This is a genomic window from uncultured Tessaracoccus sp. (genome assembly GCF_947255005.1).
Taxonomy (GTDB): Bacteria; Actinomycetota; Actinomycetes; order Propionibacteriales; family Propionibacteriaceae; genus Arachnia.
This window is the reverse complement of the sequence record NZ_CAMYFI010000067.1, coordinates 1-12,286: the sequence shown is the minus strand read 5'-3', so window position 1 is coordinate 12,286 and position 12,286 is coordinate 1. Positions and strand designations below refer to the sequence as shown.

Annotated in this window: 17 protein-coding genes and 2 pseudogenes; 3 read left to right on the top strand and 16 right to left on the bottom strand. The window is 62.2% G+C overall.

The features are described from left to right. The 6 genes and pseudogenes from Q0X61_RS11200 to infA all read right to left on the bottom strand — a co-directional run. Positions 1–325: pseudogene (locus Q0X61_RS11200) on the bottom strand (DNA-directed RNA polymerase subunit alpha); the annotation flags it as partial. Positions 326–403: 78 nt separating this feature from the next. After that, entirely contained in the window at positions 404–1,009 is a 606-nt protein-coding gene (rpsD, locus tag Q0X61_RS11195; protein ID WP_297742688.1) for a 30S ribosomal protein S4, read from the bottom strand. Between the two features lie 33 nt (positions 1,010–1,042). Further along, complete coding sequence (gene rpsK, locus Q0X61_RS11190; protein WP_108870056.1) at positions 1,043–1,447, bottom strand: 30S ribosomal protein S11; 405 nt, start codon at positions 1,445–1,447, stop codon at positions 1,043–1,045. 42 nt (positions 1,448–1,489) lie between these two features. Then, positions 1,490–1,864 (bottom strand): 30S ribosomal protein S13, encoded by a 375-nt coding sequence (gene rpsM, locus Q0X61_RS11185; RefSeq protein ID WP_297742685.1) that lies wholly within the window; start codon positions 1,862–1,864, stop codon positions 1,490–1,492. A 208-nt stretch (positions 1,865–2,072) separates the two neighbouring features. Then, positions 2,073–2,186: a 50S ribosomal protein L36 gene (gene rpmJ, locus Q0X61_RS11180; protein ID WP_020575560.1), complete on the bottom strand. Its 114-nt coding sequence runs from the start codon at positions 2,184–2,186 to the stop codon at positions 2,073–2,075. A gap of 217 nt (positions 2,187–2,403) precedes the next feature. Continuing rightward, positions 2,404–2,625, bottom strand: a complete 222-nt coding sequence (gene infA / locus Q0X61_RS11175; protein ID WP_108870060.1) for a translation initiation factor IF-1 — start codon at positions 2,623–2,625, stop codon at positions 2,404–2,406. 124 nt (positions 2,626–2,749) lie between these two features. Between infA and Q0X61_RS11170 the strand changes: the two genes are divergently transcribed. Continuing rightward, positions 2,750–3,028 (top strand): YciI family protein, encoded by a 279-nt coding sequence (locus Q0X61_RS11170; protein ID WP_297742676.1) that lies wholly within the window; start codon positions 2,750–2,752, stop codon positions 3,026–3,028. A gap of 4 nt (positions 3,029–3,032) precedes the next feature. Here Q0X61_RS11170 and Q0X61_RS11165 read toward each other — a convergent pair whose 3' ends face one another. From Q0X61_RS11165 to Q0X61_RS11125, 9 genes are all read right to left on the bottom strand, one after another. Next, positions 3,033–4,265 (bottom strand): neutral zinc metallopeptidase, encoded by a 1,233-nt coding sequence (locus tag Q0X61_RS11165; RefSeq protein WP_297742674.1) that lies wholly within the window; start codon positions 4,263–4,265, stop codon positions 3,033–3,035. Positions 4,266–4,334: 69 nt separating this feature from the next. Next, positions 4,335–4,694, bottom strand: coding sequence for a DUF1707 domain-containing protein (locus tag Q0X61_RS11160; RefSeq protein ID WP_297742672.1), 360 nt, complete (start codon positions 4,692–4,694; stop codon positions 4,335–4,337). A gap of 18 nt (positions 4,695–4,712) precedes the next feature. Then, complete coding sequence (gene map / locus Q0X61_RS11155) at positions 4,713–5,522, bottom strand: type I methionyl aminopeptidase (RefSeq protein ID WP_297742670.1); 810 nt, start codon at positions 5,520–5,522, stop codon at positions 4,713–4,715. Beyond that, complete coding sequence (locus Q0X61_RS11150) at positions 5,522–6,100, bottom strand: adenylate kinase (RefSeq protein ID WP_297742668.1); 579 nt, start codon at positions 6,098–6,100, stop codon at positions 5,522–5,524. The genes map and Q0X61_RS11150 overlap by 1 nt, the downstream gene beginning before the upstream one ends. Continuing rightward, positions 6,097–7,413 carry a preprotein translocase subunit SecY gene (secY, locus tag Q0X61_RS11145; RefSeq protein WP_297742666.1) on the bottom strand — a complete coding sequence of 439 codons (1,317 nt, stop codon included), beginning with the start codon at positions 7,411–7,413 and terminating at the stop codon, positions 6,097–6,099. Before secY ends, Q0X61_RS11150 begins: the two co-directional genes overlap by 4 nt. A 179-nt stretch (positions 7,414–7,592) precedes the next feature. Next, positions 7,593–8,057, bottom strand: a complete 465-nt coding sequence (gene rplO / locus Q0X61_RS11140; protein WP_297742664.1) for a 50S ribosomal protein L15 — start codon at positions 8,055–8,057, stop codon at positions 7,593–7,595. Between the two features lies 1 nt (position 8,058). Further along, positions 8,059–8,235: a 50S ribosomal protein L30 gene (rpmD, locus tag Q0X61_RS11135; RefSeq protein ID WP_297742662.1), complete on the bottom strand. Its 177-nt coding sequence runs from the start codon at positions 8,233–8,235 to the stop codon at positions 8,059–8,061. A gap of 315 nt (positions 8,236–8,550) precedes the next feature. Further along, positions 8,551–9,687 carry a YhcG family protein gene (locus Q0X61_RS11130; protein WP_297742660.1) on the bottom strand — a complete coding sequence of 379 codons (1,137 nt, stop codon included), beginning with the start codon at positions 9,685–9,687 and terminating at the stop codon, positions 8,551–8,553. Further along, a complete protein-coding gene (locus Q0X61_RS11125) occupies positions 9,687–10,019 on the bottom strand; it encodes a hypothetical protein (protein WP_297742658.1) in 333 nt (110 codons plus the stop codon). Before Q0X61_RS11125 ends, Q0X61_RS11130 begins: the two co-directional genes overlap by 1 nt. Before the next feature lie 399 nt (positions 10,020–10,418). Between Q0X61_RS11125 and Q0X61_RS11120 the strand changes: the two genes are divergently transcribed. Continuing rightward, positions 10,419–11,642 carry an IS110 family transposase gene (locus Q0X61_RS11120; protein WP_297742656.1) on the top strand — a complete coding sequence of 408 codons (1,224 nt, stop codon included), beginning with the start codon at positions 10,419–10,421 and terminating at the stop codon, positions 11,640–11,642. A 119-nt stretch (positions 11,643–11,761) separates the two neighbouring features. Here Q0X61_RS11120 and Q0X61_RS11115 read toward each other — a convergent pair whose 3' ends face one another. Next, positions 11,762–11,923: a hypothetical protein gene (locus Q0X61_RS11115; protein WP_297742654.1), complete on the bottom strand. Its 162-nt coding sequence runs from the start codon at positions 11,921–11,923 to the stop codon at positions 11,762–11,764. Between Q0X61_RS11115 and Q0X61_RS11110 the strand changes: the two are divergent. Further along, positions 11,922–12,179, top strand: a pseudogene (locus tag Q0X61_RS11110) (hypothetical protein); the annotation flags it as partial. The gene Q0X61_RS11115 and the pseudogene Q0X61_RS11110 overlap by 2 nt on opposite strands. Positions 12,180–12,286: the final 107 nt, after the last annotated feature.

The following is a 12,286-nucleotide window of genomic DNA, read 5'->3' as shown; positions in this document are numbered from 1 at the left end:
CGGCGGCGGTCACGGCGCCTGCACCCGCCTTGCGCAGGTACATCACCACAGGCTCATCCTCTTCCGACGAGAGCACGAGGCCCTTGAGGTTCAGGATGATCTCGGTGACGTCTTCCACCACGCCTTCCAGCGTGGAGAATTCGTGCTGGTTGCCCTCGATCTTAATGCTGGTGACCGACGCACCAGGAATCGACGAGAGCAGCGTGCGACGCAGGGAGTTACCGAGCGTGTAGCCGAAGCCGGGCTCGAGGGGCTCGAGCACGAAACGCGAACGGTAGTCAGAGATGACCTCTTCGGTGAGCGTTGGACGCTGAGCGATGAGCATTGTGTTTCCTTCCCGCACCAACCGCTATTTGATGGTGCGATAACGGAGGCCGGAGCGGTTCCGGCCCCCAGAGGGCTACTACTTCGAGTAGAGCTCGACGATCATCTGCTCCTGAACGTCCACGACGATCTGTTCGCGAACGGGGAGCTGGTGGACGAGGATGCGCATGCGGTTGGGGCGGGCCTCAAGCCACGCCGGAACCGAGCGCTCGTGATGCGTCTCACGAGCGACAACCAGCGGGTGGAGGTTCATCGACTTCTCGGCGACGTCGATGATGTCCTTCTCCTGCACACGGTACGACGGGATGTTCACGCGCTGACCGTTCACCAGGAAGTGTCCGTGCACAACGAGCTGACGGGCCTGACGACGGGTAGCCGCAAAGCCTGCGCGGTACACGACGTTGTCGAGGCGAGTCTCGAGGATGCGCAGCAGGTTGTCGCCGGTCTTGCCTGGAAGACGATCTGCTTCCTCGTAGTAGCGGCGGAACTGCTTCTCGAGCACGCCGTAAGCGAAGCGAGCCTTCTGCTTCTCCTTCAGCTGCAGGGAGTACTCGGAATCCTTGGTGCGCCCACGTCCGTGCTGACCCGGAGGGTACGGGCGACGTTCAAACGACTTGTCGCCTCCGACGAGGTCAGTCCCGAGACGACGAGACTTCTTGGTGAGAGGGCCGGTGTAACGAGCCATGATTCTCTGCTGTCCTTTCTATCTCGAGATTGACTAGACGCGACGACGCTTGGGCGGGCGGCAACCGTTGTGTGGCACGGGGGTCACGTCGGAAATGGTGCCGACCTCGAGCCCAATGGCGCCCAGCGAACGAATGGCGGTCTCACGGCCGGAGCCGGGGCCCTTGACGAACACGTCGACGCGCTTCATGCCATGCTCCATGGCGCGACGTCCGGCAGCCTCTGCTGCCATCTGTGCGGCGAACGGTGTCGACTTGCGCGAGCCCTTGAACCCGACGGTGCCGGCGGATGCCCAAGCGACGACGGCGCCGGAGGGATCGCTGATCGAGATGATGGTGTTGTTGAAGGTGCTCTTGATGTGGGCCTGACCCACCAGCACGTTCTTCTTTTCCTTGCGGCGCATCTTCTGCTGTGCGCCCTTGCGGCCTGCAGTAGCCATAAGTGTGAGTTTCTCCTACAGTCTTCCAGCTCACCGCGAGGGTCAGCGTGCCTTCTTCTTGCCGGCGACGGCCTTCTTCTTGCCCTTGCGGGTGCGAGCGTTCGTGCGCGTGCGCTGGCCACGAACAGGCAGCCCGGAGCGGTGACGTCGGCCCTGATAGTTGCCGATTTCTACCTTGCGACGGATATCTGCGGCGACACTGCGACGCAGGTCACCTTCGATCTCGTAGTGACCTTCGATGTGATCACGAAGCTTGACCAACTGGTCTTCTGTGAGCTCATGGACTCGAAGATCGCCGCTCACGCCAGTGGCGGCGAGGGTCTCGGCTGCGCGGGTCTTCCCGATGCCGAAGATGTAGGTGAGTGCAACCTCCAGGCGCTTTTCGCGCGGAAGGTCAACACCAACGAGGCGTGCCATCAGGCGGTACCTTTCTAGGTTTCAACTGGTTCCGGCCAGTTGCGAAGGTGTGTGGCGCGTCGCGTCCCCGCTGCCTTGGCTGGCCGATACTTCGGCCACGGGGCCCCGGCCTTCGTCCGGGGGTGGGGGCTGGCGAACCAGCCTTTTGCGAACACGTTGCTTCAGTTGTCGGCGGGCGGACGATGCCGTACCCCGCGGTGGTTTGCGTTCAGCCCTGACGCTGCTTGTGGCGAGGGTTTTCGCAAATCACCATCACACGACCGTGCCGGCGGATCACCTTGCACTTGTCGCAGATCTTCTTGACGCTCGGCTGAACCTTCATCGAGCAACCTTTTCAATCAGCGACTGGGCATAGGGGTGCCCAATCTTGTGGTGGATAGTCACAGGACATCTGTGCTGCGTCTGCCCTGAAAAGGGCGCAGGGACGGGCACAGACGACCAACCGACAATTTTACGCGTAATTCCCCAGATCACCAAACCCGGAGCAGTTGGCGCTTGGCCGGGGCCCCGTCGGCACGTCGACGGGGCGCGCGCTGGCCTCACTTGTGCCGGTAAACGATTCGTCCGCGGTTGAGATCGTACGGAGACATCTCGACGACGACGCGGTCGGACGGCAGAATTCGGATGTAGTGCTGACGCATCTTGCCAGAGATGGTGGCGAGCACCTTGTGTCCGTTGCCGAGCTCCACGCGGAACATCGCATTCGGCAGTGCCTCAACCACAGTGCCCTCCATCTCGAGGGCGCCTTCCTTCTTAGCCATAAACTCTCAATCTTTGCCGGTAGGGCGGCACACGCACACCCTCGGGGCATTCTACGCGCCCGCTCGCGAGTGCCCCAAATCCCCCACTACGACGATGGCGCGGCGGCCGGGGTACTCTCACGGCATGAACTACTTCGCTGTGCTCTACACCTATGCCACCGACAAGGCCAAGCTCGACGACGTGCGCCCGGAACACCGTCGCTACCTCTCCTCGCTCGAGGAGAACGTCGGCGCAGGCCCGCTGCTGGGCACCGAGCCTGGGCGGGCGCTGCTGTTGTTCCGCGCCGACTCGCTCGACGCCGTCACGCAGGTACTCGACGCTGACCCGTTCCGCACGGCCGGTCTCATCGCCCATCGCGAGGTGTTCGCCTGGAATCCCGCGACGGGTTCCCTCGCCCAGTAGCGGCTCACCGCACGCGCTGTTCGTCGACTGTCCAGGTGTTACAGTCGCCGATGGTCTGCGCTCGCAGCCCCCTCGTGCCCCAGTCCACGAGAGATGCGCGCGTGCCGTGCTGCTCGCTTTCTCGCATGGTGCGCAGTCGTTTGCCCCACGATTCGGCGTCGTCGGGGCCGAACTTGACGGCGTCGTTACGCACGGTCATCATGCCCGACCAGCACACGGCCTGGAGCTCGCTACGGCGGATGAGGCCGTCGTCGGCATTCTTCTCACGCGACCAGGCCTGCGAGATGCCCGCGAGCGCCTGGATGTGGTGGCTGTATTCGTGGTTGACCATCTCATTGACCGAGAGATTCCACTGTTGCGCCATCTCGAGGTGCTGTCCGCCAAAGAAGACGCTGCCTCCCTTAGCGGCGCAGTAGAACGCCGGCGCCTCAAAGTATCCGCAGTCGCTCTTCGATCCGACGCCCGGGTAGAACATCACCTCAGGCATCTTCGTCGACCACCCCATCTCCTCGTAAATCGGCACCCAAGCTTCGTGCACGCATTTCCATTGTTGGCGCACAACCTTTCGCCACTGCTTCTGATCGTGGAGCGTCGTCTGCGCCGGACAACCCCGCAGTGTAGGCGCCGGTAGTGCGTACAGCGGATTGGATTGGAGAGCCGCATCGAGCGATCCATTCGCGGGTGGCAGCGGCTCTAACGTCGACACGGCCGCCTTGTGGCTGCGCTTTGGCGACGGGGTGACTCGCACCGTCGGGGTGAGGATCGCCGTCGGGGTGACGGTCTCCGTCGGGCGGGGACTTGGGGAAGAAGTACCGACGATGCTCGGGCTACTCGTCATCGACGGCGACGCGGCGACGGGCTGGGCTTTCGGAAAACGCCCGGACAAGGCGATACCGAGCCCGATCACCGAGCCCGCGACGATGATCGCTGCCGAAACCAAGATGATGCCGAACTGGGAGAAGCGGGAATTGCGCTCTGCCGACGGCGCACGTTCCTCCCAGCGGGGGCCGGGCGCCCGTACGTCGTGGAACGGCGGCGTCGTCCACGACGTCGGGCTGGGCGCGTTGGGGCGGCTTACCTCTTCGTCGGGGAACCATGACGGAGGCTCGCCTGCGCTGGGAGGGACGACGTTCGGCGTGAGGTTACGGTTATTTGGACGCGTCGCGTTGGGTGGCGCACCAGAGCTGCCCCCTAGCGACGCTTCGACGTCGTCACGATCCGACGACGGCTCACTCATACATGGCTCCTCACTTGGCGAGGTCAGATGCACCTCGCCGCATACAGCCCACCCTACGCGTGGCAGGGTTCACAGCAGCAGCGCGAGCACGACGATCACCACGAGCGCTGCGCCGACGATAGATCCACCAACGACGATGGGTTTCAGCGCCCGGGTCGAGATCGGCGCCAGCTCTCCAGGCGCACCGCTCCCCGTCTCGACGATGGCCGGCACCCCCGTCGTGCCGTCAGGCAGCTCGCGAACCACCGGAGCCAAGTCTCCCAGCGTGGTGGCAGCGTAGAGTTGATCCAGCAGCTCGAGGTAACGATCTTGTTCAATGCGGCCGGCCTGAAACTCGTCTGCGAGCCGAGATTCGAGGGATTGCCGCTCGGCCTCAGCAACTGGCTCTTCGCTGCGGGCAATGTACTTCGACGACGGTGAGAGCTCCATGCCTTCAGTCTACGGGGGTCAGTCCGCCAGCGGGCCAAACAGCTCGCCCAGCCGGGCCTCTCCGCCGTCGGGTTCGGTCAACACCCAGATGCCACCCGCGGTGATGGCGACGGTGTTTTCCCAGTGGCTGCCCCTGGAACCGTCGGCGGAGACGACGGACCATTCGTCGTCGAGCTCCAGCGTTCGATGCCCACCGTTGGTCACCATCGGCTCAATCGCCAAGACGGTGCCCACGGCAAGCTGCGCCGAACGCCCGAAGGTGCGCACGTTAGGCACATCCGGCGGCATATGCATAGACCGTCCGATGCCGTGGCCCGTGTACTCGCGCAGAATCCCGAAGCGCCCCTGGCTCATGATGGACTTCTCGATGGCCTTCGAAACGTCGTTGACCTTGCGCCCCGGACGCATCATGCGCGTACCCGCCCACAGCGCCTCCTCCGTCACATGGTTGAGCGTGCGGTCTTGCGCCGATCCCTCTCCAACGATGATGGTTCTGGCAGCGTCACCATGCCAACCTTGCACGATTGCCCCGAAATCAATGCTGACGAGGTCGCCTTCTTGGAGCACGCGTTTGTCAGGGATGCCGTGCACGAGCACGTCGTTGACAGAAATGCAGGCCACCCCAGGAAAGCCCAGGCCGTACTGCGCGCCGTAGTTCAGGAAATTCGACGTGGCCCCGCGCCGCGCGAGCACCTCACGACCGACGTTGTCCACCTCCATTGTGGTCACGCCAGGCTTGGCGGCATCGATCATCGCGGCGAGCCCCTCGGCGACGACGAGCCCCGCTGTGCGCATCAGCCGCAGCTGTTCGTCGGTTTTCTTCTCCATCACTGATCGGCGACGCGTTCATCGAGCTGGGCGAACATGCGCGCCTGCACCTCGTCCACGCTGCCCGTGCCGTCGATTTCGACGAGCAGACCCTGCTGCTCGTAGTGCATCAACAGCGGTGCGGTCTGCCCGGCGTAGACCTCCATCCTTCGGCGGATGGTGTCTTCGTTGTCGTCGGCGCGGCCTTCCTTCTCGGCCCGGCTGAGCAGGCGCTCCACGAGCGCCTCCGGGTCGACGTGCAAGCTCACGACGGCATCGAGCGCCGCGTCGTGCTCCGCGAGGTATTCGTCGAGGAAGTGCACCTGGTGCAGCGTGCGGGGGAACCCGTCGAGGAGGAAACCCGGCTCGCAGTCGGGCTGCGCGAGGCGGTCAGCCACGATCGCTTCCGTGATCTCGTCGGGCACATACTCGCCCGCGTCGATGATGGCTTTCACCTTGACCCCCAGAGGAGTCTGCCCTTTGATGTTGGCACGGAAGATGTCGCCCGTCGAGATCGGTGGGATGCCGTACCTGTTGGCGAGCCCTGTCGCTTGCGTGCCTTTGCCAGCACCCGGGGCGCCCATGATCAAAAGCCTCACTTGAGGAACCCTTCGTAGTTACGCTGCTGCAGCTGGCTCTCAATGCGCTTGATCGTGTCGAGCGCAACACCAACCATAATGAGTACCGACGTGCCGCCGAAGGGGAAGTTTTGGTTGGCGCCGACGGCCATGAAGGCGATCGTCGGCAGCGCTGCGACGATGGCCAGGTAGAGCGAACCGGGTGCCGTGAGACGGTTCAGCACGTAGCCCAGGTAGCGCTCCGTGGGTTTGCCCGCGCGGATGCCCGGGATGAAACCACCGTATTTCTTCATGTTGTCGGACACTTCTTCAGGATTGAAGGTGATCGACACGTAGAAGTATGCGAAGGCGATGATGAGGACGAACTGCAAGAGGTTGTAGGGCAGGCTGAAGTGGGAGTTCTGGCCAGCAAAGTAGCGTCCGATCCACTGACCCGCCGCAGTTTCGGGACGGAACGTCGCGAACAGCACTGGCAAATACAGAATGGAGCTGGCGAAAATCACGGGAATCACACCCGCCTGGTTCACCTTGAGCGGGATGTAAGTGGTAGAGCCACCGACGAGGCGACGCCCAACCATCCGCTTCGCGTACTGCACCGGAATGCGACGCTGGCCCTGTTCCATGAACAGGATCGCTCCCATCACCAGCAAGCCCACCAGGATGATGGCGACGAGGTAGAACCAGCCGATGGCGCCCTCGTTCCGCGCCTTGACCGACCAGATGCCACTCGGGAATGCGGCGGTGATCTGGGTGAAGATCATGATGGACATGCCGTTGCCGATACCACGTTCAGTGATGAGCTCACCCATCCACATGATGATGCTGGTGCCTGCGGTCATCACAAACACCATCGTGACCAGGGCGAGCAGATCCTGCGAGTACAGGATGCCGGCGCAGCCCTGGAGCAGCTGGCCGGTGCTCGCGAGGGTGACGAACGCCGTCGCATTCATCACGGCCAACACGAGGGTGAGGTAGCGCGTGTACTCGGTGATCTTCGCCTGACCCTGACCGCCTTCTTTCTTCAGGGCCTCAAGCTTGGGGATCACCACAGTCATGAGCTGCATAATGATCGACGAGGTGATGTACGGCATGATGCCCAGCGCGAACACTGTGAGCTGCAGCAGCGCGCCACCTGAGAAGAGGTTGATCATCGAGTACAGGCCTGCCGCCGAACCCTGGCTCGCCTGGGTGACACACTCACCGATGCGAGCCATGTTGACGTTCGGGGAGGGCAGCGATGAGCCGAACCGGAAAATCGCGATGATACCGAGCGTGAAGAGAATCTTCTTACGCAGATCCGGTGATCTGAACGCGTTCAGGAAGGCGGAGAACATCCAGCGCTACTTTCAATCCGTTCGCGGCCATGTGGCCACAGGGCCTAATACAACTCGGTCAGCCTAGCAACTTTGCCGCCACGCCCCCAAGTCACGGAAGCCGATGCTTGGACAGCTAGGCACTCTCTTACGTTGTAGAGAAAAAAGGGGACGGTGACCGGACCCGAAGTCGGAACCGGTCACCGCCTTGAAAGGTTGTGCGCCCGAAGCTCGGTTGCGGAGCCGCCGGCTTCAGCCAGCTTGTCCTTCGCAGAGCTCGAGAACTTGTGGGCAGTCACGTTGAGCTTGACGCTCACCTCACCCTGCCCGAGCACCTTGACGAGGTGGCCGTCGCGCACGGCGCCAGCTGCCACGAGGTCGTCGACGGTCACGTCGCCGCCCTTCGGGAACAGCTCGGCGATGCGGCCGACGTTCACAACCTGATACTCCACACGGAACGGATTCTTGAAGCCCTTGAGCTTCGGAATCCGCATATGCATCGGCATCTGCCCGCCCTCGAAGTTCTCAGGAACATTCTTGCGAGCGCCAGTGCCCTTCGTGCCACGACCTGCAGTCTTACCCTTGGACGCCTCACCACGACCCACACGAGTCTTGTCGGTCTTAGCACCAGGCGCAGGACGCAGGTGATGAATCTTTACTGCCATGTCACTTCACCTCCTCAACCGCCACAAGATGCGACACGACGTTAATCATGCCGCGCACCTCAGGACGATCCTCACGGACGACACTCTGACCAACACGCTTGAGACCAAGCGAACGAAGGGAATCCTTCTGATTACCCTTCCCCTTGGCACCGGACTTCAACTGGGTGATCTTCGACATGGTGACTGCCCTTTCGACACAGCCCCTTCCCGGAAGTCATGCAGTCTTGGAGCTAACCAAACCTTCGGCAGTCCCTGCTTGGTCAGCGTGCGCGGCGGTCCACCCCCGGCGCTGGGCATCCTCCTTCGCCCAGATATCCGGCCAGTCAGCAGTCTTGTAGGTCCGCGTGATGACCTCATAGACCTCGCCCCGGAGCTCCTCGGAGGGCAGGTCGAAAGCCTTGCCCACTCGATCTTCCGTTGCTCCTCGCCATCATTGTCTTCTAAAACCCACTATTCAATGCCGACGAGGCTGCGTCCAGCGTCAGCCAATCCCCTACTCACTGATATGTTCTTCCGCCGCTGCGGTGAGCTGCCTCCGGGCGATTCGCTCCTGCGCTTCCCGGTAGACAGCCTGGATACGTGCTTGAAGCTCGGCCTTTGGTGGCAGCGTCGTCCAGTATTCCGCCACGACGATTCCCTCCTTGTGCATCTCCAGCAGCTCGATTTGTTCACGGCTCGCCTCGGTGCACAGGATGAGACCGATGGGCGGATTCTCATCTGCCTGGCGTTCGTGCCTGTCCAACCATTTCAGGTAGAAGTTCATTTGCCCCTGGTAGCTTGGCTTAAACTTGCCAACCTTCAGCTCCACCGCGATCAGCCGACGTAGGGGGCGGGAGTAGAACAGCAGGTCGAGGTGGTAGTCGTCCCCATCGAAGGTCATGCGTTTCTGACGTTCGACGAACGTCCACCCTCGACCGACCTCCAACAGGAACGCCTCCATGTCGTGACGCAAAGCCGCTTCGAGGTCGCGCTCCAAGAAGGTGTCGGTCAGCCCGAGCATGTCAAGCAGCACCGGGTCACGGAAGGCATCCAGCGGGACTGCCGAGCCCTCGGGAATCTGCGAGTCCGCGATCTCACGGCGCTCGAACGCCTTGCGAGAAATGGCGTGGCGCAGGTCACGGACGCTGAGGTGGCGGTCGACGATCTCCTTCACATAGAAGGCTCGTGCGTCGCCGGTTGCGAGCGGAAGCAGCTCGCGGAAGTGGGTCCAACTGACTTGTTGCGCCAGTGACGCAACAAGCTCGGGGTCGGTGAACTGCTGGGAGAACCGCACCATCCGGTACAGGTTCGTTCGGTCGTAGCCTCGCCCGTAGCGTGAAGTCAGTTGTTGCGCCAGTGACGCAACAAGTTCCTGGCCATGCCCGGCACGTCCTTCGCGAAGCACGGCCACGTCGATCAATCGACCGATGTACCAGTTCCGCAGCGTCAGGGTGGCGTTCACCTGCGCGGCCGCGAACGCCTGCGCCTGGTCGATCAGAGCCGACACCTGCTCTACGAGTTCGCCGCCCGAGGCGGTAACCGACTCCGCGATGGCCCGGAACGGAGTCAGGTCCGCGTTTCTCGCTGGATGCGCATGGAACCGCTCACCGGCAGATTTGGGTGAGCCATTCGGGTGATTCGATCCGGTCATCAGACTTTTGCTTCTGAAAGCGTCGCAATAGTCGTATTGATTGACTCCGCGGCAGTATTCAATGCGGAGTAGCACTGCTCTTGTACGTCGTTCGCTGAACGAGCCCGTCTAGCTATCGAGTTGTCCCTGCTGCCAGTGAAGTCCATCTCGTGCACGATCTCGTTACGCGCTTTGAAGAATCTGTCTAGACCGTCCATTGCTGGTTGACCGCGCGTCGTCTCGGGTAGTCCCAATACAAGTACAACCCGATTTTGTAGGTCTCCGCTCCCTTGGAAACTCGCCTTGGTCTTTATAGAGAGGTAATAGCTAAGGACGCTGTCTTCGATGTCCATATCGAGAAGTCTGTCACGCGGTCCAGCGTCGACCCATTTCGCAGGTATCTCCCATTTTAGGCCTCCTAGCACTTGCTCCATGAGCTGCTACTCCTCGTTCATCTCGAAATCGAACGTCTGCCGTGACAAGAGTGGCGTCGGGGCACACTTGCACCCTGCTCGTGCACGCCCGTTACCTTGGAAGAGTCCTCGAACGTCGGGGATCTGGTCGCTCGGTCGGGCATGGCTGTCTCGCCCTGCCATTGATGGTCCGGGGGGTGTTGCCACCCGACCGAGAGACACTCGTTGACCGCTGATAGGGACACGGCCCAGCATTGCTGAGGTCTCACCGTAACGTGGGTGCCGGCAGTGGGTGTCACGACTGCGACCAGCCAGAAACTCTCATTGAGGAGAGCCACCATGGAGACACCATTTGCAATCACCATTGGCCTGGACGTCGGCAAGACCGAGCACCACGCCTGCGCGCTCGATCCCACCGGGAAGAAGATCTTCGACAAACCCCTCCCACAAGACGAGGCCAAACTCCGCGCACTGTTCACCACGCTACTCGACCACGGCCGAGTACTGCTGGTGGTCGATCAACCCAACACAATCGGCGCGCTCCCGGTCGCAGTCGCCCGTAACGCTGGCTGCGAGGTCGCCTACCTGCCCGGTCTGGCCATGCGCAAAGCCGCCGACCTCTATCCCGGCCGGGCAAAGACCGACGCCAAAGACGCATTCATCATCGCTGACACCGCCCGTACCATGCCCCACACACTCCGGCAGGTCGATCAGAACAGCGAAACTCTGTCCGCGTTGAAAGTCCTCTCCGGCTTCGACGAAGACCTCGCCCACGAATGCACCCGCGCGCTGAACCGGCTCCGTTCGCTGCTCACACAGATCCACCCCGCCCTCGAACGGGTCTTCACCGGCACCACCCTCAGCAGCGAACTCGCGCTGAACCTGTTGATCAAATACGCCGGCCCCACCGGTCTCGCCACGGCCGGGAAGACCCGCGTCCTGCGCTACGCCCGGACCCACCGCTACCGGAATCCAGGCCAGCTCATCGACCGCATCTTCACCGCACTCGAGGAACAAACCGTGACCGTCCCCGCCACCCGCGCCGTCGAGAGCATCATCCCCCGCATCGCCGCGCAAGTCGTCGAGCTCAAGACCCAACGCGCCACCGTCGCACAAGAAGTCGAAGCCATGCTCGCCGACTTCCCTCTCTCCAAGGTCTTGATGAGCATGCCCACCATCGGCATCAAGACCGCCGCACAGATCCTCCTCGCCATCGGCGACGGCTCCAGCTTCGCCACCGCCAGCCATCTCGCCGCCTACGCCGGCATCGCCCCTATCACCAGACGCTCCGGCTCCTCCATCCGCGGTGAATACCCATCCAGAGCAGGCAACAAACGCCTCAAGAACGCCCTCTTCTACTCCGCCTGGATCGCCTCCACCCGCGACCCCGCATCCAAGACCTACTACCAACGCAAACGTGCCGAAGGGAAACGCCACAACGCCGCCATCATCTGCCTCGCCCGCCGACGATGCAACGTCATCTACGCCATGCTCCGAGACGGCACCCCTTACCAACCACCAACACCCTCGCCCAACCCCAAACCCGTCACCCTCGCAGCTTGACAAACAACATAGGGACACCCCCCAGCACTCACCAGGCCGTGAACAGGATGGCGTCCTTCGTGCCTTCTTCTCCACCTCATGGTATAGCAGGAAGCCCAATTCATTGACTGCAGCCAGATTCACGCGAGTCTGCGCCGAGGGTAGTAACCCCGCCACCTGTTGACACCGTCCTTGGCCATCACGGCAGCGAGCGTGGAGTTGATGAGCGACAGCGCATCTTCGACGCTCACCTCCGACCCATCTGCCTCACGTACTCGTGAATAGCGAGAGAGCACCGACATCGACATCTACTTCGCGGGCACCCACGCACTCTGGCAACGAGCAACCAAAGAAAACGCCAACGGGCTCCTGCGCCAATACTTCTCCAAAGGCACCGACCTCAGCCGCTACAGCCAAGAAGACCTCGGCTTCGTCGCCGACGAATTCAACCGACGCCCCCGCCGCCGACTCGAATTCGCCACCCCCCTACGAAGTACGATTCAAACACCTACTGAGCTGCCATGGCCACACGAAACCGCCGTGAGAGTAAACGAATAAGTTGGCGGCCGGACGCCTCAGGAATCCGGCCGCCAACTCTCAGAGAACTCAGAGCTCGGTTGCGGAGCCGCCGGCTTCAGCCAGCTTGTCCTTCGCAGAGCTCGAGA